Raw genomic sequence first — 22,570 nt, forward strand, 5'->3', positions numbered from 1 at the left:
CTAATGTGAGGAAATGTTAATGGATGAGACTGGCAAGATCGAGATTGAGGACTTTAGCGAAGACGGTTTTTGGTCAAAAACTAAAAAATATTGCAAGGCTATCGGGAAAGATTCCCTTGAGCAGGTATTCCGTCTGTATTACGGCTTAGAAAGTGACAACTGCACAACTAAAAACAGAGCAACCATTTACGGGGCGCTGGCTTACTTAGTGTCACCGATAGATATTATCCCCGATTTAACGCCGATCCTTGGGTATACAGATGACATGGCTGTAATAGCGGCTGCCCTTGTAGCAGTGGCAAATTGCATAGACGATGCGGTTAAAGGCAAAGCAAAGGAGAAGGTCGATGAGCTTTTTGACTAGGGTAGCGAATAAGCTACTGCCTGATACTGCAAAAGAAAAAATCATCAAGCATGAAGCAAAGAAACTGGTTAACGACAATCTTAAGCTTGATGGTGAGTTAGACAAGCATGTTGATGCCTTAGCCGAAAAGGTTATGGGTAAGGTGGATGCCTCGACCATATTCGATGCCAAGGATATCTACGACAAGCTCAAAGCTGCTAAATCCAGTAAGGATTAATTGCCAGCTCGTCAACATCCATGCCGTTGAATATGGTACAAAACAGTGGTACATTCGGAATCGAAGCGTAAAGGTAACTTACTGTTATTCGGTGATTTCGTTGCTATGACAACGAATCCTTGGTTCGATTCCGAGTCCGGGCACCACTATTTAGAGAAACCAGCCTACGGGCTGGTTTTTTGCTTTTGGGGTTCTGGTAAATATCTGATCATACAAACCGCAAACACCCCACCCTGCCTTTTCCATCGCCCGGTATTTTTCATCCTTCAAATCCGCTCTCAGGAAAGAAAGCACCACCGTGCATTAATCAACAGAAACGGGTCAATAAAACTGTTTCAGTGTTTCAAGCAGGGCATGTGCCGCTTTAGACAGCTGCGTATGCCCAGGGTGGATAACACCGATGCACTTTTCAATCGACGGGTTCTCCAGCGGAATACAGACCGCACCCAGCGACGTCATCTGCGACGCGCACAGAGCCGGGACGGCGCTGCCGCCAAGCCCACTGGCAACCATTCGACCAACCGTCACCAGCTGGTGACTTTCCAGCGCGACATCCAGCCTGCGACCGCTGCGGGCCAGTTCCTCTTCCATCATCAGACGTACCGCCGAGGGGCGCTGCAGAGTAATGAAATCCAGCGTCAGCAACTCCTCCCAGGACAGGCTTTTTCGGGCAGCCAGAACCGACTCTTTCGGCACGATCGCCACAAAACGATCGAGACCCAGCGGGGTAAACAGCAGGTTGTGGGTCGGCGCTGGCTCAAAGGCGATCCCCATCTCCACCCGTCCCTCCCGCACCATCTCGATCACCTGCTCGTTGATGACATCGTGCACGGTGACGTTGATCGCGGTATAGCGATCGCGAAAGGTTTTCAGAACCTCGGGCAGCACGTTAGCCGCAAATGACGGCATCGCCGCAACCGAGATTTTGCCACGCTGTAGCGTAAAACACTGGTGCATGGCCTCTTCGACATTATCCCAGTCGGCAAGCAGCTGCCGCGCCATCGGTAAAAACGTCTCCCCCTCCTGCGTCAGAGCAACTTTACGTGTGCTCCGCTGTAACAGCGGACCTCCCAGCGCATCCTCCAGCCCTTTAATCGTCAGGCTCAATGCTGGCTGGGAAAGATTCAACCGTTCGCTGGCATGCGCGAAATTCAGAGTGTGAGCTACCGCTAAAAACGCGCGTAACTGTTTGACACTCATTCTCATTTTTCACCTTGTTAACTAATTGAAAAAATTTAGTTAACAACAAATTAATAAAAAAACCAAATGAATGGGTCACAAATTCAAAATTAACAAATGAGTCACCGCCCCTAATGATACCGACACAGATAACGGGAGAGATAACTATGGCGGGACTGGATAAGCGCGTCGGTAGCTATGCGCAGGCGCTGGATGGGCTGACGGACGGGATGACCTTGCTGGCGGGCGGCTTCGGCCTGTGCGGTATTCCTGAAAATCTGATCGCGGAAGTCAGACGCCGTCAGGTGCAGGGTCTGACTGTAGTTTCAAACAATTGTGGTGTGGATGGTTTCGGTCTCGGGATCCTGCTCGAAACACGCCAGGTGCGCAAGGTCGTGGCGTCGTACGTGGGCGAGAATGCGTTATTTGAGCAACAGGTGCTGAGCGGTGAGCTGGAGATTGAGCTGACACCTCAGGGGACACTGGCAGAAAAGGTGCGCGCAGGCGGAGCCGGTATTCCGGCATTTTACACGGCAACCGGATATGGCACTCCCGTCGCGGCTGGCAAAGAAGTGCGCCAGTTTGCAGGTAAGCACTACATCCTGGAAGAGGCCATCACCGGAGATTTCGCGCTCATCAAGGGCTGGAAAGCGGACTGGTACGGCAACGTTATCTACCGACATACCGCGCAAAACTTTAACCCCCTGATGGCAACCGCAGGCCGGATAACGGTTGTGGAGGTGGAGGAAATTGTCCCGTCGGGCGAACTGCCCCCGTCTGCCATTCATACCCCGGGGATTTACGTCGACAGGATTATTGTCGGCCAGTTTGAAAAACGCATTGAACAGCGCACGCTGCGCGCAGAGGGAGTCTGACTATGTTAACCCGTGAACAGATGGCTATGCGCGTTGCCAGAGAACTGCACGATGGCTACTACGTCAATCTGGGGATCGGCATCCCTACGCTTGTGGCGAACTATATCCCGGCAGGGATGGACGTGATGCTTCAGTCCGAAAATGGCCTGCTGGGGATGGGAGCGTTTCCTGATGAGCAGAGCCTCGATGCCGACATGATCAACGCCGGGAAGCAGACCGTGACCGCACGAACAGGTGCCGCCATTTTCGACTCGGCCCAGTCGTTTGCCATGATCCGCGGTGGCCATGTGGATTTGACCGTACTGGGGGCGTTTGAGGTGGATATCGAAGGCAATATCGCCTCGTGGATGATCCCCGGGAAAATGGTGAAAGGCATGGGTGGCGCGATGGATTTGGTCGCCGGGGCGCAGAACATCATTGTGGTGATGACCCACGCGTCGAAAAACGGCGAATCAAAATTGCTGCAGCGCTGCACCCTGCCCCTTACGGGCGTGGGCTGTATCCGCCGGGTCTTAACCGATCTGGCTCTGCTGGAGATAGAAAACGGGGCGTTCATTCTCCGGGAGTATGCGCCGGGCGTCAGCATTGACGATATCGTCCGCAAAACGGCCGGGAAAATCATCGTTGCGGACGATGTTCGCGAAATGTGCTTCATGGAGAACGCCCTATGAAAGAGGTCATGATTGTCGGGGCAACGCGAACCCCCATTGGCAGTTTTCGCGGTGCACTCTCCCCCCTTTCAGCGGTTGAGTTGGGCGCTGTCGCGGTACGTCGCCTGCTTGAAGAGAGCCAGCTTCCCGCAGGTGAAATTGACGAACTCATATTTGGTCAGGTGCTGACGGCAGGCTGTGGGCAAAACCCGGCGCGACAGACAGCAATCACATCCGGTTTACCTGCCAGCGTCCCGGCGGTCACGGTGAATCTGGTTTGCGGCGCAGGGTTAAAAGCCGTGCAACTGGCGGCACAAGCGATCCGCTGCGGTGATGCCAGCGTTGTTATCGCAGGTGGCCAGGAAAGCATGAGTAATGCCCCCTACCTGCTGGACGGCGCACGGGCCGGGCTGCGCTTTGGTCATGCAGGCCTGCAGGACAGCATGATTGTCGATGGCCTGTGGGATGCATTTAACGATTATCACATGGGGATCACTGCCGAAAACGTCGCCCGGCAGTATGGCATTTCACGCGAGGAGCAGGATGCTTTCGCCGTTTTGTCACAGCAAAAAGCGGCGGCGGCTATCGAATCAGATCGGTTTGCGGCTGAAATTTCCCCCGTCACGGTGACGCAGGGTAAAAAACCGCCATTGATTATCGACCGTGATGAACAGCCCCGACCCGGAACAACCCCCGATCAACTCTCCCGACTGCGTCCGGCTTTTCGTCAGGACACCGGCACGGTGACAGCGGGCAATGCTTCAACCCTGAATGATGGTGCGGCGGCAGTGTTGTTGATGAGCGGTGAAAAAGCGCGGGAAAGTGGCTTACCGGTGCTGGGCCGGATCGTGAGCTATGCGGTCACGGGCGTCGATCCGGCAGTCATGGGCATTGGCCCCGTCAGCGCCTGTCAGACGGCGCTGGCGCGAGCGGGTTGGTCACTGGAAGAAGTGGAATTAATTGAAGCCAATGAAGCCTTTGCCGCGCAGTCGCTGGCAGTCGGCAAAGCGCTCGGCTGGGAAAGCAGCAAAGTGAACGTTAACGGCGGCGCAATCGCGCTGGGGCATCCCATCGGTGCGTCCGGCTGTCGGATCCTCGTGACGCTACTGTATGAAATGCAGCGTCGTAACGTCAAAAAAGGGCTCGTCACCCTGTGCGTAGGCGGCGGACAAGGGATCGCGTTGACCATCGCGCGCTAAACCTGCCCGGACATCTCGTTTGTACCCGAATATAACAATGATAGTGAGGAGTCGTAATGGGTGTGTTGATTGCCCTGGCGGCGCTGGCATTGCTGATGCTGGCAGCCTATCGCGGATACAGCGTTATTTTGTTTGCCCCCATCGCAGCACTGGGGGCAGTGCTACTCACCGACCCGGGTGCCGTTGGCCCGACATTTACCGGCCTGTTCATGGAAAAAATGGTCGGCTTCGTTAAGCTCTACTTCCCGGTGTTCTTGCTGGGCGCGGTCTTTGGCAAGCTGATTGAACTCTCCGGCTTTTCCCGTTCGATTGTCGCTGCGGCCATTCAGATACTGGGACGTCGCCACGCGATCCCGGTGATCGTGGTCGTGTGCGCTCTGCTCACCTATGGCGGTGTGTCGCTGTTCGTCGTTGCCTTTGCGGTTTACCCTTTCGCCGCAGAGTTGTTCCGCCAGAGTGGCATACCGAAACGACTGATCCCCGCCACCGTCGCGCTGGGCGCTTTCTCGTTTACGATGGACGCCCTGCCTGGCACACCGCAGATCCAGAATATTATTCCCACCAGCTTTTTCGGCACCAACGCCTGGGCCGCTCCGTGGCTTGGCGTTATCGGCTCGCTGTTTATTATCTGCTTTGGTCTGCTATGGCTGGAGCGCCAGCGTCGTAAGGCACTCAATAACAATGAGGGCTATGGTTCAGATCTGAAAAACGAACCTGAAACACCCGATAATATTAACCTTCCCCACCCACTTATTGCGATTGCCCCACTGCTGGTCGTCGGGATACTGAACCTGCTGTTTACCCGTTGGATCCCCGGCTGGTACGGCACGAGCCATGAACTGACGCTGCCGGGTCTGGCGAAGCCGATTGTGACCGAAGTCAGCAAAATCACCGCCATCTGGGCGGTGGAGGCCGCGCTGCTCTCCGGCATCCTGCTGGTGCTGATCTTCGGCTTTCGTAATATTCACGGACGCCTGGCCGAAGGCAGTCGGACGGCGGTCAGTGGCGCGATTCTGGCGGCCATGAATACGGCGTCTGAATATGGTTTCGGGGCCGTTATTGCCGCGCTGCCTGGTTTTCTGGTTCTGTCCAAAGGGCTGGCCGCGATCCCAAACCCGCTGTTAAACGAAGCGATCAGTGTAACCGTCCTCGCCGGGATCACCGGTTCCGCCTCCGGGGGGATGAGTATTGCGCTCGCGGCAATGTCTGACGCCTTTATTGCCGCCGCGCACGCCGCCAATATACCTCTTGAGGTGCTACACCGCGTGGCTTCGATGGCCAGCGGCGGTATGGATACACTGCCCCATAATGGTGCCGTGATTACGCTGCTCGCAATTACAGGTCTTAGCCATCGCCAGGCCTATGGCGGTATTTTTGCCATTACGATCATTAAAAGTCTGGCGGTGCTTTTTGTCATTGCCGTGTTCTATCTGACCGGCATTGTGTAAGGAGAATAAAATGAATTTGAACGGTAAAACGGCGCTTGTGACGGGTTCCACCAGCGGGATTGGTCTGGGGATCGCCCGCGTGCTGGCAAAGGCGGGCGCACAACTCATACTCAATGGCTTTGGTGACAGTGAGCATGCAAGAGCTGAAATAGCAACGTCAGGGGTCACACCAGGCTATCACGATGCGGATTTACGGGACGTGTTACAAATCGAGGCCATGATGCGCTATGCCGACGCTCACTTTGGCGGCGTGGATATTCTGATTAATAACGCCGGGATACAGCACGTCGCCCCTGTCGATGCCTTCCCGGTGGACAAATGGAATGACATTATTGCCATTAACCTCTCGTCCGTGTTTCACACCAGCCGGCTCGCGCTGCCCAGCATGCGCGAAAAAAACTGGGGGAGAATTATCAATATCGCCTCCGTTCACGGACTGGTCGCGTCAAAAGAGAAATCTGCCTACGTTGCCGCCAAGCATGGCGTAATTGGATTCACCAAATCCCTCGCGCTGGAAACCGCCCGCACCGGCATTACCTGCAATGCTATCTGCCCTGGCTGGGTTTTAACACCGCTGGTGCAACAGCAAATTGACCGCCGTATCGCGGACGGCGTAGCTCCGGAAAACGCACGCGAGCAGTTGCTGGCGGAAAAACAGCCCTCAGGTGAGTTTGTTACGCCTGAACAGCTGGGTGAACTGGCGCTGTTTTTATGCAGCGAGAATGCCATTCACGTGCGCGGTGCAGCCTGGAATATGGATGGCGGCTGGGTCGCTCAGTAAAACATGCCCACCTGGCGGTTAGCAGGTGGAGCTGGTTTTATCGGATGCCAGATTCTTCGACACCGGAACGTACTCACCAATGGGGCGTTGCATTGCCCCAATAATGTCTTGATAGGATGTTGATTTTACCGTGAAAAATCATAGGCAGGAGTAAGTGCATATTTTGAAAGATGCTCAATCGCTGGCACACAAACGGCATCTCCCATTGCGAAATATCCCTTGTTAGCATTATCTGGTAACACAAAGCTATCACGTACCCCCTGTAGACGAGCATATTCTCTGGGAGTAAGCAATCGCCCGTTCCATCCGCCGTTCCCGGCTCGTATCAATATCTGTTTGCTGGAGCCCCCTCGGGGAGTTCTTAAACATCCAGCGATACCGTCAGTTCGCAGTTCAGCCATAGAGGCTCCTGCTCTCATTCTTCTGAATACAGTACCGTATGAGAAGAATTTGTTATCCATCATTGCCTGTAACTTTGTCTGATGAGCAGGGCTCATCTGAGCAAACAAATGATGTTTACGATCATCTGACCACCATAAGGAAGAATCATCCGGGATATCATGTTCAATGATATCACCCAGTGTTGTTGTCCTTGGCTCAGGAAGAGGAATATCAAATAATCCCCAATGTAAATCTTCATGAGAAGCGATGATCTTTTTCAGTCTGGCTGAGCGGAGCTTTGGCTGTTCATCAAACTTCTGCCACCAGGAATTGAAAAGGCCCCCAGCATTTTTTACATGCATAAATTTCGTTGCAATAGTGTCTATTACTGCAATCAAAAAAACACGAGGCCGACTCTGCGGAGTGAAAAGAACAGCGTCCAGTTCAATGATATCAACGACGAACCCAAGCTCTGACAATGCCTTGACTGTCTCAACAACATCTTTCCCGCCATGCGACGTCAAGAAGCCTGATACATTCTCTAACATGACCATTTTGGGTAAATCGTTCGCAAGCTTTTTTTGCTCAAGAATCTTTAAAACAGCGTGAAGCGTTCCTGACTCTTCCCCTGCAAGCCCGGCTCTGGCTCCAGCCACGGATAAGTCGGTACAAGGGAATGAAACCGTATAAAGGAAAACGTCTTCTGGAAGAAGTTTTTCAGGTTCAGCCGCTACCTTCCAGATGTCTTCCAGATGGAAATGATCATCACCATAGTTTTCCACATAAGTGCTCATTTTATCGGCAGAAATATCGTTGGCCCATACACATTGCCAACCAGAGCCCTCAAGCCCTTCCCGCACTAATCCCACCCCAGCAAAAAACTCCGCAAATCTCATTTTTCAGCTAGCCACCAATCTGTTGAATTCGTCTAAAAGACTATCATTTCTACTGTATATTTCACCAGATCTAACTTCAAGGATTGTACGTCCATGCTCTTGCACGAAGCCATATGATATCGATTTTCTGAAACGTTGACGTCTGGAAGCACTACCTACAGTTCGGTCATAGTTCGCCCGATAATCTGGCAGCCAGGCGTCAAAAAAGGGTTCTTTAAGTGCGCTACCAGGAATAGCTTTGACGACAAGATCGCGATAATCGGTTGAATAGGAGCAAAAGAGATGATTGACTTCGCAATCCTCCAAAAGCTTGGCTTCACCCGTATTCAGGTGATACTGATATTCGTAAGCGCTCCTCAACGCGGACGACTTTACTTCCCAGCCCTGAAGGTCAGCTCCCGTAACACCATTACCACGTCGCCCTGTAAGAATTGAACCAAACAACTCCCATAAAACAGAGGGAACATGCCCTGCAACTTTTAGGTTATGTGACCTCAACAGATTGATTTTTTCTTCGTCATAGATATGACGAGAATAGAAAACAAAGGCATTATCCAACGTATTACTCATCGCATTCTCCCAGATTAGCCAGGAGACTTTCTGGTGAAACTTCCAGCGCAGCAGCCAGTTTGCATATGTTCAGAAGGCTGATGTTTCTCTGTCCGCGCTCAACAGAACTAACATATGTCCGATCAAGTTGAGCTCGCTCAGCCACCTGTTCCTGGCTTAACTGTAGCTCAATCCTTAACCTGTACATTTTCTTACCAAAGGCTTTTAAAATTAGCTCTTCTGACATTTACGTCTCCCATTTAACAGAGAGACATGATCAATATCCTGATGACTATGAGTCCACGGACTATAAGTCACATCACGCATAAATTATGGCGGAGGAAGGTCACTTTCCCATAAAAAAATCCGCAAGGGCCGCTTGCGGATCTCGGTTTAAAAACCGTGACGGTTATTCATCCTTCACCACTATCAGCGGTTCAATATCACTCTCTTTCTTCACCACCAGCGTATCATCCCCGCGCAGGCAGGTTCCGCCGTAGTTACCGCCAACGGTAAAGGTACAGACCTGAATGTACTTACCGTCAACGTTCGGCAGGCACCACAGCTGCTGGTAGATGTTTTTGCGATCGACAAACTTGCCGCTGGATTTATCCAGCAGTTCATCCTGTGAGCTGATCAAATCAATATTGCTGCCGCAGCGTCCGGCAATCGGTTTGACGGCATAACCGGTCTGCTTCAGCAGGTCGTTAACGTCAAAATCAGTATCGAGCAGATAACGGTGGTTCGGGAAGAGTTGCCACAACACCGGCAAAATCGCCTTGTTGCCCGGGATCACCGTCCACAGCGGTTCGAATACCAGCACTTCCGGGCGCAGCAACACATCAATCAGACGAACGTCACCTTCGGGGTGTCCGGTGCGGATCGGTACGGCAGCGTACTCCGTTTCACTTACCTCGCGGATCTGCTCGATCGCCGTCTCCCACGCCCAGGTTTTCCACACGCAGTTGACGTGGCGACCTTCATCATCGATCAACTGCCCGGCTGTATCCCAGCTTAGCGCGCTAAGCCCATGCAGAATTTTGGTTTCAAATCCGGCCTGCATCAGTGAACGCTGAATGAAGAGCGCGTGATAATCCTCTTCAACATCGTTGTCCTGCATGATGTGTACGAACGGACGAGCATGGCTGTGTTTCCATGCACCGGTAAGTTCTTCCAGCAAACCTTCCGCCGGGTTGTGCCCGGTACCGCGATAGCCGTTTTTCACCCACTCCTCAAGGATCAACCCACCCTCCGTATGGCAGGACGCGGAATCAGCGTTGTACTCATAGACCTTAATACCGCGCTCATCCATACAGAAATCCATACGACCGGTGATCATATGGTGGCGACGCCATTGCCAGGATAGGCGCAGGCGAGGCCAGAGGATTTTGGGGATGTCGAAAAGTGCCAGTAAGTTATCGTCTTTCAGCACCTTATCGGTCGCGTGCAGGTACATAAGGTGCAGTTCGTTGGTCGCTTTGATCAGCTCCTGCTCGGCGCTTTCCGTAATGGTGAAATACTGGCACGGGTCTTTATTGATAACATGACCGTTCGCGCGCACGTAAGCCTGCTGCAGTGCATCAGCTTCGTTGAGCCATTTCCCGTCGAACTGGCGTCTGTTTTTGAGCCGCGCACCGCTAATTTTCAGCAATTCACCGTCGATTTCCGGCTGCGGAATGCTGTGCTCAACGTCATCGGTCTGAAGCATCCAGCCAAGAATTTCGGTGTCGTTAAAGGTGTCATGGATTGTGTAACAGCCGTTCTCAACGCTCAGTTTCAGCTCACGCGTCCACTGCTGCCCCAGCGGGAGCGGTGAGTGAATAACGTTCTGTTCCGCAATGCGTACTTTATCGCCCAATAACTGGGTGATCACAGCAACGTGGCCGGTTTCGTGGAACTCGCCACCCTTTTGCCAGATAAGCAGTGCCCCGGCGCGCGGTGCGCGTTTTGAGCCATTGGCAAATGCCTGTAACGGCAGGATGTTATCGTTCACCACTTCACGCAAAAAGCGCAGCGAGAAGATTTCCCACGCCATACCGACGTCGGTAAAGACAAAACCATAGTTGAGGAACAGGAAACGGCGCGCAAACTCAACACACTGCCATTTATGGCCCATGTATTCGTTGCCGATATAGCTTCGGAAATCCGCATCTTCCGGGTAGCTACGCGGATCAAGGCTGCCGTAATCTGAAGAGTAAATCGCCACGCCACCCGGCGCATAGCCTAACAACGTCCCGAACGGTGCGTCACTGCTTAACTTTCCTTTACGCATGTATCCAACCTAAAAAGGCAGGCGGCAATTTTTTGAAAGGTTGTTGTCGTCTGCACGTTGCAATTAACCAGACAGAGGTGGCGTTATCATACACCGCCCCCTTCCATTACGCTCGCATCGTTAAACGGTTCATCTATCTCCTGCTACACTGCCTCAACACATCACTAAAAAGGCAGGCCAACATGTCAGACAACACTTACCAGCCACCGAAAGTGTGGGAGTGGAAAAAGAACAACGGCGGCGCGTTCGCCAATATCAACCGTCCAGTCTCCGGCGCGACACACGAGAAAGTCCTGCCAGTCGGCACGCACCCGCTGCAGCTCTATTCACTGGGTACACCGAACGGCCAGAAAGTGACCATCATGCTTGAAGAGCTCCTGGCGCTGGGCGTGACGGGAGCGGAGTACGATGCATGGTTGATCCGCATCGGCGAGGGCGATCAGTTCTCCAGCGGTTTTGTGGACGTGAACCCGAACTCGAAAATACCGGCACTGCGTGACCACTCCACAACCCCGCCAACGCGCGTGTTTGAATCCGGCAGTATTCTGCTTTACCTGGCAGAAAAATTTGGTCATTTCCTGCCAAAAGATCCGGCTGGCCGTACTGAAACCCTGAACTGGCTGTTCTGGTTGCAGGGCGCTGCGCCTTTCCTCGGCGGCGGATTCGGCCACTTCTATAACTATGCGCCGGTGAAGATTGAGTACGCAATTGACCGCTTTACGATGGAAGCCAAACGCCTGTTCGACGTGCTGGATAAGCAACTGGCACGCAGTCGTTACGTGGCAGGTGAGGAATATACCATCGCCGATATGGCTATCTGGCCGTGGTTTGGCTGCGTGGCGCTTGGCAGTGTCTATAACGCCGCCGAGTTTCTGGATGCAGAGAAGTACACCAACGTACAGCGCTGGGCCAAAGACGTAGCGCACCGCCCTGCGGTGAAGCGCGGGCGCATCGTTAACCGCACCAACGGTGAGCTAAGCGAGCAGCTACATGAACGCCATGCGGCGAGCGACTTCGATACCCATACCGAAGACAAACGTCAGGCGTAATCCCCCACCGGGCGGTTCTCCGCCCGGTTAACAACCGAGCGTCGCAGAACGCTTTTGCGGCATAGCGATGGACGTTGAGGGCATGTTTGGCCTAATGGTCAGAACAGTAATGCTGGCAGTATCCTGAAGGCTTATCTCGACCTGAGTGAAGCCGGATATAACCCTTACAGCAGTTACAAAGGAACTGTCATGAAATTGATTAAAACTACGCTGATCATCAGCACATTAATTTTTTCTGCCTCAGGCATGGCGATTGATAAAACCGCAGGTGGCGCAATTGCAGGTGCAGCCATTGGCGCGGCAGTGGGCAAAGACGTGAAATCCACCGTTGGCGGTGCCGTCGTGGGTGCCGGTACTGGCGCAATGTTCAAGAGCGGCGACAAAGGTAAAGCGGCGCGTAAAGGCGGTGCCGTGGGTGCTGCCGTGGGTGCGGGTGCGGCAGCAATTACCGGTAAAAGCGTGCTGAAAGGCGCAGCTGTCGGAGCAGGTTCCGGTGCGCTGATTGGCGAAGCAACGCACTAATACATAGTGCCGGGCGGCACCGCGTTCGCCCGGCCTGTAAACCGTATTTCACCTTCCCTCTATATTCCGCCCTTTCAGAACAGAAAATTAATGGTGATCGTCATACTGATGTTCAATCACCATACCTTCCGCCACGCTGGCAACATGACGCGCACGTGGGTGATAAACCGGTGCAGGTGCGACATAGGTGGTCTGCGACGGTGCAGGCGCAACGCTCACCGCCTGTGGAACCGTGGTGGATGACGGCACAATCACCACTTTATAACCGCTCGGAACATCCACGGTAACGCTCTGAGCCAGCGCAGAATTTGCCATAGCCAACCCTGCCAGGGCAGCAAGTAAAATAAAGAGACTTTTCATAAAATGTATTATTCCTGGGATAACTAAGAAATATCAGCATGCCAAAGAAATCTTAAGCCCAGATTAATATTCATTATTTGTAATGTGCAGAAAATGCCAAATTTATTGTTACATTATAATAAGGAAATAATCATTCAGACCGGATAAGGCACAATACAAAATTTCCTGTGTAAATCGGGCAATACAGTATAATTCTCAGTACAGGTTATTCAGTGCAAACGTCGGCCAATATTGGATCTCCCTGCCGATATTTCCCTTAACGCAAATTAGCCTATTTTTTCAACACAATATTTACAAGCTCGGGTAAACTGGCAAAAATCATTCTTTTTTCCGAAGAATCCTTACATGTCAGAACAGGCGCTAAAACAACAGATCCAGAATCTGAAAAAGCATAACGCCCGGCTTGTCAGGCTGGCGCGTGACGCCCGCAGTAAACTCAACGCCGCGCTTGACGGCACAGGTCTGTGTTTGTGGCAGCTCGATGTGCCGACGGGAAAACTGATTATTTATAACCGTCGCTGGGGATCAATGCTCGGCTATCAGCCAAAAGAGCTGAGCGCACAGTTTGAGGTCTGGCGCGAACATCTCCACCAGGACGATAAACAGCAGGTACTGGAAGCGTTCTATGACCACCTGCAGGGGAAAACCCCTTTCTACGAAGCGCTGCACCGCATGCAGAATAAAAACGGCACTATCACCTGGGTGCTGGATCGCGGGCGCGTCAGCGAATGGGACGCGCACGGCAACCCGCTTAAAGTCACTGGCACACACATCGACATGACTAAAGAGAAGCAGTACGAGGAACAGCTCGCGCAGCTTGCCAACCACGATCCGCTCACCGGCCTTGCCAACCGCCATGCCTTAGTCAAACATTTCGCAACGCTCAAAGAACACGGCCCGCTCTGCGTCGCGTTTATCGACCTGGATGATTTTAAAGCGGTTAATGATGCGTTCGGCCACCGCAGCGGCGATGAGCTGCTCATTCAGCTCAGCCAGCGCCTGCGCGCAGGCTGCCCGGAAGGGACGATTGTAGGACGCCTGGGCGGAGATGAATTTGTCTTACTGCTCCCCTTTCCCCTCGCCAGTTTGCTGATCAACAGCACGGCGCATAACTGCCTGCGCGCAGCACTGCAACTCTTCGAGCTGGATAACGGTCAGGCACAGGTCGGGGCATCAATTGGGATCGACGAAGTGCAGCCGCAGGATGATTTTGTGAACGCACTGCGGCGTGCGGATCAGTCGATGTACCAGATTAAACACACCGGTAAAAACGGTGTGGAGATTGGGACAACGCTGATTTCGGTTTCCCGCACGGGAACGGACAGGTGAAAAAAGGCCGCACAAGGCGGCCTTACGGGGAACAGAAAATCAGAAGGAAACCCAGTCGTCCGGGGTGCTTGTACGGGTATCGGCTGCGCGCGCAGGCGTTTTAAGCGGTGCGGCAGTGACCACGTTCTGGGGTTCCTGAGCCGAGAGGCGGAATTTTTGCACGGAGCGTTGCAGTTCTTCCGTCTGGCGTTCCAGCGCAGAAGCCGCAGCGGAAACTTGCTCCACCAGCGAGGCGTTTTGCTGGGTGACACCGTCCATCTGGCTGATGGCCACGCCGACCTGCGAAATGCCTTTGCTTTGCTCTTCCGACGCAGATGCAATCTGCTTCATGATAGTGGTGACTTCGGTCACAGCACGCAGAATGGCCTCCATCGTGGTACCCGTGTCGTTCACCAGCTTCGCCCCCTGCTCGACGCGGGAAACGGAATCAGCAATCAGCCCTTCGATCTCTTTTGCCGCGTTTGCACTGCGGCTTGCCAGGTTACGCACCTCGCCTGCCACTACGGCGAAACCACGCCCCTGTTCACCCGCTCGCGCTGCTTCTACCGCGGCGTTGAGGGCCAGAATATTGGTCTGGAAGGCGATGCTGTTAATCACGTTGGTAATTTCAGCAATTTTCCTGGAGCTATCGGAAATACCGCTCATGGTGGTCACTACATCATCCACCAGCGAGCCGCCACGGCTGGCCGTCGTGGAGGCGACATCCGCCAGCTGGCTGGCCTGACGCGCACTTTCCGCATTCAGCTTCACCGTGGCCGTCAGTTGCTCCATGCTGGCGGCGGTCTCTTCCAGCGCGGCGGCCTGCTCTTCGGTACGGGAAGAGAGATCGTTGTTACCGCTGGAGATCTCTGTCGCACCGCGCCAGATATTTTCACTGCCGGAACGGATGGTGCTGACCGCTTCACGCAGGCTGTCCTGCATGGCGCTGAGCAGAGGAACCAATTGTCCCACGCAGTTGCGGCCAAACGATTCAATCGGATGGCTGAGATCGCCCTGTGCAATCTGGCTGAACTGATGGCGGATGCGATTCAGCGGTTTCACCAGCATCGCAACCAGGTAGCGGTCGGTGAAGAGCAGGATCAACAGACCGATGATGGTGGCGGTGATGATAACCGTGCGGGTCACGTTGGTCAGGCTGTCCACCACCACGCGGGTGCTGTCGAGTCTGTCACCTGCGGCTTTGTTAAAGCTCTCTGCTGCTGCTCCGAATGCACGGCTCAGCGGCGGCGTGACGTTATTGGCCTGCTGACGATAGCCATCCAGCGACGCCTGCTGTGCCTGCTGCATCTGCGGTGTAATGCCCTGATCGAGCAACGCCTGCCAGGTACTGATCACCTGCGCGGAAACCTGTTCATCCATCGGGCCTGGTGAGATAGCCTTCATCTCTTCAAGCTTTTTACTCATGTTGTTCAGCGCCTGCTGAGCAGAAGCCAGGTCTGGCGTACCGCCAGCGGCTTTGGTTTCCATCGCACGGCTCAGGCGTGTGACGAAACGGAAGTACTGATCGTTACCCTGGCTGAGCACCGTCATCTGCTGAACCAACTGACGATCAACCTCATTGCCATCGGAAACCCGGGACAGAGACCAGGAGCTATACAGGCCGACGCCCGCCCACATTAAACAAAAGATCCCCAGTATCGTCAGCATGACGAAGCGGATCGTGAAATTACGAAGCATCTGCATAAGAACATTCCTTGCCGTGAGGGTTAATTCGCCCAGAGGCGAGTCTTACCCTCGTTATCGGCAGGAAGCGAAGAAAATATAACCTTTTGTGATAATTTTTGGCTTTGCGGAAAATCGTGGCAGCCAGGCACGCCATCGCTTATCGCCATGAAATGTGATTTGATAAGAACAGAATGAAAACGCTGTTTCGAAAATTCATCGACAAGAAAGGAGACATCATGTCCTGGCACCCTTACACCGGCCGCTATGAGAATATGCAATACCGCCACTGTGGAAAAAGTGGCCTGCGCCTGCCTGCGCTGTCGCTTGGTTTGTGGCATAGCTTTGGTCACGTCCAGCCTCTCGACGCCCAGCGTGCGCTGCTGCGTAAGGCCTTCGATCTCGGCATTACCCATTTCGACCTCGCCAATAACTACGGCCCACCGGCGGGTAGCGCAGAAGAGAATTTTGGCCGTCTGCTGCGGGAAGATTTTGCCGCATATCGCGACGAGCTGATTATCTCCACCAAAGCGGGCTACGATATGTGGCCAGGGCCGTACGGTTCAGGTGGTTCACGCAAATACCTGCTCGCCAGTCTCGACCAGAGCCTGAAGCGCATGGGCGTGGAGTATGTTGATATTTTCTATTCCCACCGCGTGGATGAAAACACGCCGATGGAAGAGACTGCCGCTGCGCTGGCGCACACCGTGCAGAGCGGAAAAGCGCTGTATGTGGGTATTTCCTCCTACTCCACGGAACGCACGCGAACAATGGCCGAACTGCTGCGGGAGTGGAAGATTCCGCTGCTTATCCACCAGCCGTCCTACAACCTGCTAAACCGCTGGGTAGACAAAACCGGACTGCTGGATGCGCTGGAAGCAAACGGTACGGGCTGCATTGCGTTTACCCCACTGGCTCAGGGATTGCTTACCGGAAAATATCTGAACGGTATTCCTGAAGGTTCGCGTATGCAGCGCGAAGGTAAGAAGGTACGCGGCCTGACGGAAAAAATGTTGACTGAAGCTAACCTCACTAGCCTGCGTCTGCTGAATGAGATGGCGCATGCCCGTGGGCAGACAATGGCGCAGATGGCGCTGAGCTGGCTGCTGAAAGATGAGCGCGTGACGTCAGTGCTGATTGGTGCGAGTCGGCCGGAACAACTGGAAGAGAATGTTCAGGCGCTGGATAACCTGCGCTTTACCGAAGATGAGCTGGAACGGATTGATCGGCATGTTGCGGATGGCGAATTGAATTTGTGGCAGGCGTCGTCGGATAAATAAGGTGCGGCCTTTCACCCTCTCCCCTGTGGGGAGAGGAATAAGGTGTGTGTATTTACTTCTTACTGATCTTATCCAGATACCCCATCGCAAACGCCGACAGCACAAATGTCAGATGGATAATCACATACCACATCAGCTTATTATCCGGGACATTCTTCGCATCCATAAACACGCGCAACAAGTGGATAGAAGAGATTGCCACAATCGAAGCCGCCACTTTATTTTTCAGTGACGAAGCATCCATTTTACCCAGCCAGCTGAGCTTCTCTTTGTGCTCAGAGATATCGAGCTGGGAGACGAAGTTCTCATAGCCAGAGAACATCACCATTACCAGTAATCCCCCCACCAGCGTCATGTCCACCAGCGACAACAGCACCAGGATCAAATCCGCTTCGGCAATGGAAAAGATGTCAGGCAAGACGTGAAAAATTTCCTGGAAGAACTTAATGCACAGTGCGACCAGTGCCAGGGAAAGGCCAAAATAGACGGGAGCCAATAGCCAGCGTGAGGCGTACATTGCATTTTCAAAAAAGCGTTCCATAGTGTCCTGTCTGCAAACGAAACCAGCGCGCAGTATATCTCAACGACGCTCACTGTTTGCAACAACTAACCAACAAAACACCTACACATCGTCAGGGTTTACCTCTGGACGCGCGTACTCCGGCCAGACCAGCACCACCAGCTCCGGGTAGGCTTCCAGACTGAACTCACGAAAACATTGACGCAGGTTTAATACGTCTAAATCAGAATACGAAACTTTCTCACCATTCAGACAGCGCTTCTTGATATTGTCATAATATTTATAGACAGCAGAATTCAGGTCGCTGCAGCGGCGTTGCGCCTCAAACAGACCCGGCGTGTCATTAATTTCCGACATCTTCATTCGCTTTATTGTCGCGTGCAGAAAATCGATATATTCATGGTTCACCCGCCAGTACCAAACCGGCGTCACCGAGTTCATCAAAACGGAGAAATGGTCTTCACCTTCCTCTTTTGTCATCAGTTCAGGTTGCGGGGGCTCACTGGCGTCTTTCGACACTTTTGTTTTATTGAACTCTTGCATCAATAAAAGAACGCCAGCGGTCAATAATAGTAATGTAATGACCGTAAAAAAAATACTGTTCATGGGTAGGCTCCATTTTTTTTGATTTTAAAATTGCCTCATGTTATTGTCAACGAATCTCACGCCTTTACCAACCCCACCCCGTTGAAATTAAAGGAAATTAAAAAATGCTTCCCGACAATCTCGTTCCGGCTAAGTACCGCATTGCGCCTGTGGAACAGCAACCGACGGAAGCAGAAAAAGAGGTTAATTTCACTAAGGGAAAAAGAAAGCTCTCTGATTTTGAGCCCGACATATTAATTGGTGTCTCCCGTACCGGGAAATCCCGTAATATGTTGCTGGAAGAGCATGATCGCCATATAAAAGACCGTTTATTTCGCGCTGTAAAAATTGAAGCCTTTGTACACCTGCTGGATGACCTGCAGGCCGAAGGTGAAATAGATGCCCAGAAACTAAGTCAAATAATGGCTGAAAAAACCAAAGAAATAAATGAAGCGGGCAATGAAATTTGGCTTAATCTAATTACTCGCGAAAAAAACAGCCCCATTTTTTATGACCTCGGGGAAGATTAACGTGAAAGAAGTTAACGATAACAACGTATATTTGACTTTAGATGACAAAAAAAGTGATGAGTTTATCTTAGAGCAAAATCTCGATGCGTTGAGAAACACAAAAAACGCCGAGATGACGCGTATTACGCAAGACCTGATATCCATTCCTGCGACGCTGGTACGCCTGAAGTGGCAGAACCGCCGTGAAATTTATTCTTTACAGGTTAAGGAAGAGATTTACGGTGTAGTGATTAATGCCATTATCGAACAACGTCCGGAGCTGAAGGAGAAGCTCCTGGGGCGGCTGGAGGCCAATTATCAGTATCTGCTCGCCAGAGAAACCGCCACCCTGCGCCTGACGCGCAAACTGTCCGACGGCGAGTATCGTACGTCAAATGTCACCTGTGTCGCGCTCAATGAAGATGCGCATGCCGGGGAAGAAACAAAAAACTAATTCAGTACGTGCAAAAAAAAGCTGACTTTCGCCAGCTCTTCATTTTATTTCGCGGCCGCTCTCTCTTCACCGACCAGACCAATCTTCAGATACCCCGCCTGATGCAGCGTGTCCATTACCTTCATCATGGTTTCGTAATCGACGGTTTTATCCGCGCGGAAGAAAACGGTGGTGTCTTTCTTACCACCGGTAAGCTGCTCCAGTGCCGGAATGACCGATTCATCCGTCACCGGGTCGTTACCCAGGAACATGGATTTATCCGCTTTCACCGACAGATAGACAGGCTTTTCCGGGCGCGGCTGCGGCTGGCTGGAGGAGGCGGGAAGATTCACCTTCACATCCACCGTCGCCAGCGGCGCAGCAACCATGAAGATAATCAACAGAACCAGCATGACGTCGATAAACGGCGTCACGTTGATTTCATGCATTTCACCGTTATCGTCCAGATCTTCATTAAGACGCATTGCCATAGTGGATTAACCTGCGCGCAGTTTGGACGCAGCGTGTACCGGTTTAGCAGCGCTGGCATTCAGGTCAAGATCACGGCTTTGCAGCAGCAAAACCTGCGCGGCGACGTCACCGAGAGTCGCCTTGTAGCTACCAATCATACGCGCGAAGATGTTATAGATAACCACTGCCGGAATTGCCGCAACCAGACCGATAGCCGTCGCCAGTAGCGCTTCGGCGATACCCGGTGCCACCACGGCCAGGTTTGTCGTTTGAGTCTGCGCAATGCCGATAAAGCTGTTCATGATGCCCCAGACCGTACCAAACAAGCCGATAAACGGAGAAATCGCACCGATAGTTGCCAGATAACCATTACCACGGCCCATGTGACGACCCACGGCTGCAACGCGACGTTCCAGACGGAAACCAGTACGATCTTTAATACCTTCGTTATCTTCACTGCCTGCGGAAAGTTCCAGCTCGTTCTGCGCTTCGTTAACTAACAGAGTGGTCAGGCTTTTCGGGTGGAAGGATGAGGTTATATCAGAAGCCTGATCCAGAGAGCGGGCTTCGGCCAGCTGCTGTTGCTCGCGCTTGAGGCGACGCTTCTGCGCGAGAAGCTCGGCACTCTTGCTGAAGAAAATAGCCCAGGTGACAACGGACGCCAGAATCAGGCCGATCATCACAATCTTAACCACGATGTCAGCATGCTGATACATGCCCCAGACGGAGAGATCCGCCTGCATCAAATTATTACCCACTCTGTATCTCCAGGACGCAAATCACAAAATCTGAGCGTAATGATATCAAAACACCATCGAATTGATAGTGTTTCTCATTAGTATTTACATGCTGCCGCCATTTACGCTCACTTTCATTGCGCTTACGCAGTAAAAATTGCTTATGCGTATTATTCATAAAATTTTCTGCTTATTCGATAAGCATCCGGGTGCACAATGTTACAATCGTGGTAGTCTGGACGTCCAGACGTATAAAAACAGGGTTAGCGAACATGACAAAGAAGCATCTTGATACCACGCTGGTACAGGCCGGGCGCAGTAAAAAATACACACTGGGATCGGTCAACAGCGTGATTCAACGCGCCTCCTCGCTGGTGTTTGATACCGTTGAGGACAAGAAAATTGCCACGCGTAACCGCGCCAGCGGTGGGCTGTTTTATGGCCGTCGTGGCACGCTAACCCATTTTTCATTGCAGGAAGCCATGTGCGAGCTGGAAGGTGGCGCGGGCTGCGCCTTGTTCCCGTGCGGTGCAGCAGCGGTGGCCAATACCATTCTGGCGTTTGTCGAACAGGGTGACCATATCCTGATGACCAACACCGCCTATGAGCCAAGTCAGGATTTCTGTACCAAAATCCTCAGCAAGCTCGGCGTGACGACCAGCTGGTTTGATCCGCTGATTGGTGAGGGTATCGCAGAACTTATTCAGCCAAACACGCGCATCGTATTCCTGGAATCCCCGGGTTCTATCACGATGGAAGTGCATGACGTTCCTGCCATCGTGAAAGCCGTGCGCAGCAAGGCACCGGAAGCGATCATCATGATCGACAACACCTGGGCGGCGGGCGTGCTGTTTAAAGCGCTGGAATTCGACATTGATATCTCTATTCAGGCGGCAACGAAATACCTGATTGGTCACTCCGACGGCATGATTGGCACGGCAGTGTCCAACGCCCGCTGCTGGGATCAACTGCGCGAAAATGCCTATCTGATGGGTCAGATGGTCGATGCCGATACCGCCTACATGACCAGCCGCGGTATTCGTACTTTGGGTGTGCGTTTGCGTCAGCACCATGAAAGCAGCCTGAAGGTGGCCGAGTGGCTGGCACAGCATCCTCAGGTTGAACGGGTCAACCATCCGGCGCTCCCGGGCAGCAAAGGCCATGAATTCTGGCAACGTGACTTTACAGGTAGCAGCGGGCTGTTCTCATTTGTTCTTAAAAAAAGGCTGAATAATGACGAGCTGGCCCAGTATCTGGATAATTTTACCCTCTTCAGCATGGCCTACTCGTGGGGCGGGTTTGAATCCCTGATCTTGCCTAACCAGCCAGAACAGATCGCAGCCCTGCGTCCGGGTGGCGAAGTGGATTTCAGCGGAACACTGATCCGTCTGCATATTGGTTTAGAAAATGTGGACGATTTAATTGCGGATTTGTCGGCAGGATTTGAGCGTATCGTGTAAAGTGCTGGCTGAAAATGTACTCCTGGACGCTTTTGTGGACACTGCAAGCAGAAAAGTCTGCATGAGTTGCGCCCACGATCAAACCCAGCGAGTATAATTGGGAGTACAATCACGTCATATCTGCTGTCCCACAGGAAAGTCCATGGCTGTTATTCAAGATATTATCGCAGCGCTCTGGCAACACGATTTTGCCGCGCTGGCAGACCCTCACGTCATAGGTATCGTCTATTTCGTGATGTTTGCGACCCTGTTCCTGGAAAATGGATTGCTGCCAGCCTCGTTTTTACCCGGCGATAGCCTGCTTTTGCTCGCCGGAGCGTTAATCGGCAAAGGTGTCATGGACTTCACGTCGACGATGGTGATCCTTACCTCTGCAGCCAGTCTGGGCTGCTGGCTGAGCTATTTGCAGGGCCGCTGGCTCGGAAACACGCGCGTCGTGAAAAGCTGGCTGGCGCAGTTGCCGCATAAATATCATCAACGTGCGACCTGCATGTTTGACCGGCATGGCCTGCTGGCACTGCTGGTCGGGCGTTTTCTGGCATTTGTTCGCACCCTGCTGCCAACAATGGCGGGCATCTCCGGCCTGTCTAATCGCCGCTTCCAGTTCTTCAACTGGCTGAGCGCCCTGCTGTGGGTTGGCGTCGTGACCTCACTCGGCTTCGCGCTGAATATGATCCCGTTTGTGAAACATCATGAAGACCAGGTCATGACCTTCCTGATGATTCTGCCGATGTTCCTGCTGGTTGCAGGGCTGGTCGGAACGCTGATTGTGGTGATTAAGAAGAAATACTGCAGCGCCTGATGTAAAAAAAGCCGGGGGGTGCTGCACTTACCCGGCCTAC

Annotated in this window: 26 protein-coding genes; 15 read left to right on the top strand and 11 right to left on the bottom strand. The window is 52.7% G+C overall.

The annotated features are described in order from the left end of the window. The first annotated feature begins 19 nt into the window (after positions 1–19). Together HV318_RS09870 and HV318_RS09875 are read left to right on the top strand one after the other, a co-directional pair. Positions 20–364 (top strand): YkvA family protein, encoded by a 345-nt coding sequence (locus HV318_RS09870; protein WP_052733170.1) that lies wholly within the window; start codon positions 20–22, stop codon positions 362–364. Then, a complete protein-coding gene (locus HV318_RS09875; protein WP_182272609.1) occupies positions 348–581 on the top strand; it encodes a hypothetical protein in 234 nt (77 codons plus the stop codon). The genes HV318_RS09870 and HV318_RS09875 overlap by 17 nt, the downstream gene beginning before the upstream one ends. A gap of 321 nt (positions 582–902) precedes the next feature. On the opposite strand, the gene HV318_RS09880 is transcribed toward HV318_RS09875, so the two are convergent. Then, positions 903–1,787 carry a LysR family transcriptional regulator gene (locus HV318_RS09880; protein ID WP_182272610.1) on the bottom strand — a complete coding sequence of 295 codons (885 nt, stop codon included), beginning with the start codon at positions 1,785–1,787 and terminating at the stop codon, positions 903–905. A gap of 140 nt (positions 1,788–1,927) precedes the next feature. Here HV318_RS09880 and HV318_RS09885 point away from each other — a divergent pair, with 140 nt between their 5' ends. The 5 genes from HV318_RS09885 to HV318_RS09905 are packed head-to-tail and all read left to right on the top strand — an operon-like array spanning position 1,928 to position 6,713. Further along, the gene (locus tag HV318_RS09885) at positions 1,928–2,635 is read left to right on the top strand and encodes a CoA transferase subunit A (protein ID WP_182272611.1); all 708 of its coding nucleotides are present in this window, start codon (positions 1,928–1,930) and stop codon (positions 2,633–2,635) included. 2 nt (positions 2,636–2,637) lie between these two features. Then, complete coding sequence (locus HV318_RS09890) at positions 2,638–3,306, top strand: CoA transferase subunit B (RefSeq protein WP_182272612.1); 669 nt, start codon at positions 2,638–2,640, stop codon at positions 3,304–3,306. Beyond that, positions 3,303–4,484, top strand: a complete 1,182-nt coding sequence (locus HV318_RS09895) for an acetyl-CoA C-acetyltransferase (protein ID WP_182272613.1) — start codon at positions 3,303–3,305, stop codon at positions 4,482–4,484. Before HV318_RS09890 ends, HV318_RS09895 begins: the two co-directional genes overlap by 4 nt. A 56-nt stretch (positions 4,485–4,540) precedes the next feature. Next, positions 4,541–5,932 carry a GntP family permease gene (locus tag HV318_RS09900; protein ID WP_182272614.1) on the top strand — a complete coding sequence of 464 codons (1,392 nt, stop codon included), beginning with the start codon at positions 4,541–4,543 and terminating at the stop codon, positions 5,930–5,932. 10 nt (positions 5,933–5,942) lie between these two features. Then, positions 5,943–6,713, top strand: coding sequence for a 3-hydroxybutyrate dehydrogenase (locus tag HV318_RS09905; protein ID WP_182272615.1), 771 nt, complete (start codon positions 5,943–5,945; stop codon positions 6,711–6,713). 125 nt (positions 6,714–6,838) lie between these two features. On the opposite strand, the gene dcm is transcribed toward HV318_RS09905, so the two are convergent. The 4 genes from dcm to gss all read right to left on the bottom strand — a co-directional run bounded on the left by dcm (position 6,839) and on the right by gss (position 10,811). Further along, entirely contained in the window at positions 6,839–7,990 is a 1,152-nt protein-coding gene (gene dcm, locus HV318_RS09910; RefSeq protein ID WP_182272616.1) for a DNA cytosine methyltransferase, read from the bottom strand. A gap of 3 nt (positions 7,991–7,993) precedes the next feature. Next, positions 7,994–8,560 (bottom strand): hypothetical protein, encoded by a 567-nt coding sequence (locus HV318_RS09915; protein ID WP_182272617.1) that lies wholly within the window; start codon positions 8,558–8,560, stop codon positions 7,994–7,996. Continuing rightward, positions 8,553–8,786 carry a helix-turn-helix domain-containing protein gene (locus HV318_RS09920; RefSeq protein ID WP_182272618.1) on the bottom strand — a complete coding sequence of 78 codons (234 nt, stop codon included), beginning with the start codon at positions 8,784–8,786 and terminating at the stop codon, positions 8,553–8,555. The genes HV318_RS09915 and HV318_RS09920 overlap by 8 nt, the downstream gene beginning before the upstream one ends. Before the next feature lie 162 nt (positions 8,787–8,948). Then, positions 8,949–10,811, bottom strand: a complete 1,863-nt coding sequence (gss, locus tag HV318_RS09925; protein WP_182272619.1) for a bifunctional glutathionylspermidine amidase/synthase — start codon at positions 10,809–10,811, stop codon at positions 8,949–8,951. Positions 10,812–10,993: 182 nt separating this feature from the next. On the opposite strand from gss, the gene yghU reads away from it, so the two are divergent. Beyond that, positions 10,994–11,860, top strand: a complete 867-nt coding sequence (gene yghU, locus HV318_RS09930) for a glutathione-dependent disulfide-bond oxidoreductase (protein WP_182272620.1) — start codon at positions 10,994–10,996, stop codon at positions 11,858–11,860. Positions 11,861–12,049: 189 nt separating this feature from the next. Further along, positions 12,050–12,382: a glycine zipper family protein gene (locus tag HV318_RS09935; RefSeq protein ID WP_182272621.1), complete on the top strand. Its 333-nt coding sequence runs from the start codon at positions 12,050–12,052 to the stop codon at positions 12,380–12,382. Between the two features lie 87 nt (positions 12,383–12,469). Here HV318_RS09935 and HV318_RS09940 read toward each other — a convergent pair whose 3' ends face one another. Continuing rightward, positions 12,470–12,742, bottom strand: a complete 273-nt coding sequence (locus HV318_RS09940; RefSeq protein WP_182272622.1) for a hypothetical protein — start codon at positions 12,740–12,742, stop codon at positions 12,470–12,472. 345 nt (positions 12,743–13,087) lie between these two features. Between HV318_RS09940 and HV318_RS09945 the strand changes: the two genes are divergently transcribed. Further along, positions 13,088–14,071: a GGDEF domain-containing protein gene (locus HV318_RS09945; RefSeq protein WP_182272623.1), complete on the top strand. Its 984-nt coding sequence runs from the start codon at positions 13,088–13,090 to the stop codon at positions 14,069–14,071. A 39-nt stretch (positions 14,072–14,110) separates the two neighbouring features. Here the strand turns inward: HV318_RS09945 and HV318_RS09950 are convergent, their stop codons facing one another. Next, a complete protein-coding gene (locus HV318_RS09950) occupies positions 14,111–15,754 on the bottom strand; it encodes a methyl-accepting chemotaxis protein (protein ID WP_182272624.1) in 1,644 nt (547 codons plus the stop codon). Between the two features lie 218 nt (positions 15,755–15,972). On the opposite strand from HV318_RS09950, the gene mgrA reads away from it, so the two are divergent. Continuing rightward, positions 15,973–17,013: an aldo/keto reductase gene (gene mgrA, locus HV318_RS09955; RefSeq protein ID WP_182272625.1), complete on the top strand. Its 1,041-nt coding sequence runs from the start codon at positions 15,973–15,975 to the stop codon at positions 17,011–17,013. Positions 17,014–17,065: 52 nt separating this feature from the next. Here mgrA and HV318_RS09960 read toward each other — a convergent pair whose 3' ends face one another. Then, positions 17,066–17,554 carry a TIGR00645 family protein gene (locus HV318_RS09960; protein ID WP_182272626.1) on the bottom strand — a complete coding sequence of 163 codons (489 nt, stop codon included), beginning with the start codon at positions 17,552–17,554 and terminating at the stop codon, positions 17,066–17,068. An 81-nt stretch (positions 17,555–17,635) separates the two neighbouring features. Continuing rightward, a complete protein-coding gene (locus HV318_RS09965) occupies positions 17,636–18,139 on the bottom strand; it encodes an ESA_00282 family adhesion-associated protein (protein ID WP_182272627.1) in 504 nt (167 codons plus the stop codon). Between the two features lie 104 nt (positions 18,140–18,243). On the opposite strand from HV318_RS09965, the gene HV318_RS09970 reads away from it, so the two are divergent. Both HV318_RS09970 and HV318_RS09975 read left to right on the top strand, forming a co-directional pair. Continuing rightward, the gene (locus tag HV318_RS09970; protein WP_182272628.1) at positions 18,244–18,648 is read left to right on the top strand and encodes a hypothetical protein; all 405 of its coding nucleotides are present in this window, start codon (positions 18,244–18,246) and stop codon (positions 18,646–18,648) included. Position 18,649: 1 nt separating this feature from the next. Continuing rightward, a complete protein-coding gene (locus HV318_RS09975; protein WP_182272629.1) occupies positions 18,650–19,081 on the top strand; it encodes a cytoplasmic protein in 432 nt (143 codons plus the stop codon). 44 nt (positions 19,082–19,125) lie between these two features. Here the strand turns inward: HV318_RS09975 and exbD are convergent, their stop codons facing one another. Both exbD and exbB read right to left on the bottom strand, forming a co-directional pair. Then, positions 19,126–19,551, bottom strand: coding sequence for a TonB system transport protein ExbD (exbD, locus tag HV318_RS09980; RefSeq protein WP_182272630.1), 426 nt, complete (start codon positions 19,549–19,551; stop codon positions 19,126–19,128). A gap of 6 nt (positions 19,552–19,557) precedes the next feature. Continuing rightward, positions 19,558–20,289, bottom strand: a complete 732-nt coding sequence (gene exbB / locus HV318_RS09985) for a tol-pal system-associated acyl-CoA thioesterase (RefSeq protein WP_182272631.1) — start codon at positions 20,287–20,289, stop codon at positions 19,558–19,560. A 251-nt stretch (positions 20,290–20,540) separates the two neighbouring features. Between exbB and metC the strand changes: the two genes are divergently transcribed. Both metC and yghB read left to right on the top strand, forming a co-directional pair. Further along, entirely contained in the window at positions 20,541–21,728 is a 1,188-nt protein-coding gene (gene metC, locus HV318_RS09990) for a cystathionine beta-lyase (RefSeq protein ID WP_182272632.1), read from the top strand. A 142-nt stretch (positions 21,729–21,870) separates the two neighbouring features. Continuing rightward, on the top strand, positions 21,871–22,530 hold the full coding sequence (yghB, locus tag HV318_RS09995) for a DedA family general envelope maintenance protein YghB (RefSeq protein WP_182272633.1): 660 nt from the start codon (positions 21,871–21,873) through the stop codon (positions 22,528–22,530). The last annotated feature ends 40 nt before the right edge of the window (positions 22,531–22,570 follow it).

Origin of the sequence: Enterobacter sp. RHBSTW-00901 (assembly GCF_014103115.1) — a bacterium.
Taxonomy (GTDB): domain Bacteria; phylum Pseudomonadota; class Gammaproteobacteria; order Enterobacterales; family Enterobacteriaceae; genus Enterobacter; species Enterobacter cloacae_P.

Excerpts from the sequence above, each read along its gene's own strand:
- HV318_RS09870 (WP_052733170.1), top strand. The coding sequence starts at position 20 with ATGGATGAGACTGGCAAGATCGAGATTGAGGACTTTAGCGAAGACGGT.
- HV318_RS09875 (WP_182272609.1), top strand. The coding sequence starts at position 348 with ATGAGCTTTTTGACTAGGGTAGCGAATAAGCTACTGCCTGATACTGCA.
- HV318_RS09880 (WP_182272610.1), bottom strand. The coding sequence starts at position 1,787 with ATGAGAATGAGTGTCAAACAGTTACGCGCGTTTTTAGCGGTAGCTCAC.
- HV318_RS09885 (WP_182272611.1), top strand. The coding sequence starts at position 1,928 with ATGGCGGGACTGGATAAGCGCGTCGGTAGCTATGCGCAGGCGCTGGAT.
- HV318_RS09890 (WP_182272612.1), top strand. The coding sequence starts at position 2,638 with ATGTTAACCCGTGAACAGATGGCTATGCGCGTTGCCAGAGAACTGCAC.
- HV318_RS09895 (WP_182272613.1), top strand. The coding sequence starts at position 3,303 with ATGAAAGAGGTCATGATTGTCGGGGCAACGCGAACCCCCATTGGCAGT.
- HV318_RS09900 (WP_182272614.1), top strand. The coding sequence starts at position 4,541 with ATGGGTGTGTTGATTGCCCTGGCGGCGCTGGCATTGCTGATGCTGGCA.
- HV318_RS09905 (WP_182272615.1), top strand. The coding sequence starts at position 5,943 with ATGAATTTGAACGGTAAAACGGCGCTTGTGACGGGTTCCACCAGCGGG.
- dcm (WP_182272616.1), bottom strand. The coding sequence starts at position 7,990 with ATGAGATTTGCGGAGTTTTTTGCTGGGGTGGGATTAGTGCGGGAAGGG.
- HV318_RS09915 (WP_182272617.1), bottom strand. The coding sequence starts at position 8,560 with ATGAGTAATACGTTGGATAATGCCTTTGTTTTCTATTCTCGTCATATC.
- HV318_RS09920 (WP_182272618.1), bottom strand. The coding sequence starts at position 8,786 with ATGTCAGAAGAGCTAATTTTAAAAGCCTTTGGTAAGAAAATGTACAGG.
- gss (WP_182272619.1), bottom strand. The coding sequence starts at position 10,811 with ATGCGTAAAGGAAAGTTAAGCAGTGACGCACCGTTCGGGACGTTGTTA.
- yghU (WP_182272620.1), top strand. The coding sequence starts at position 10,994 with ATGTCAGACAACACTTACCAGCCACCGAAAGTGTGGGAGTGGAAAAAG.
- HV318_RS09935 (WP_182272621.1), top strand. The coding sequence starts at position 12,050 with ATGAAATTGATTAAAACTACGCTGATCATCAGCACATTAATTTTTTCT.
- HV318_RS09940 (WP_182272622.1), bottom strand. The coding sequence starts at position 12,742 with ATGAAAAGTCTCTTTATTTTACTTGCTGCCCTGGCAGGGTTGGCTATG.
- HV318_RS09945 (WP_182272623.1), top strand. The coding sequence starts at position 13,088 with ATGTCAGAACAGGCGCTAAAACAACAGATCCAGAATCTGAAAAAGCAT.
- HV318_RS09950 (WP_182272624.1), bottom strand. The coding sequence starts at position 15,754 with ATGCAGATGCTTCGTAATTTCACGATCCGCTTCGTCATGCTGACGATA.
- mgrA (WP_182272625.1), top strand. The coding sequence starts at position 15,973 with ATGTCCTGGCACCCTTACACCGGCCGCTATGAGAATATGCAATACCGC.
- HV318_RS09960 (WP_182272626.1), bottom strand. The coding sequence starts at position 17,554 with ATGGAACGCTTTTTTGAAAATGCAATGTACGCCTCACGCTGGCTATTG.
- HV318_RS09965 (WP_182272627.1), bottom strand. The coding sequence starts at position 18,139 with ATGAACAGTATTTTTTTTACGGTCATTACATTACTATTATTGACCGCT.
- HV318_RS09970 (WP_182272628.1), top strand. The coding sequence starts at position 18,244 with ATGCTTCCCGACAATCTCGTTCCGGCTAAGTACCGCATTGCGCCTGTG.
- exbD (WP_182272630.1), bottom strand. The coding sequence starts at position 19,551 with ATGGCAATGCGTCTTAATGAAGATCTGGACGATAACGGTGAAATGCAT.
- metC (WP_182272632.1), top strand. The coding sequence starts at position 20,541 with ATGACAAAGAAGCATCTTGATACCACGCTGGTACAGGCCGGGCGCAGT.
- yghB (WP_182272633.1), top strand. The coding sequence starts at position 21,871 with ATGGCTGTTATTCAAGATATTATCGCAGCGCTCTGGCAACACGATTTT.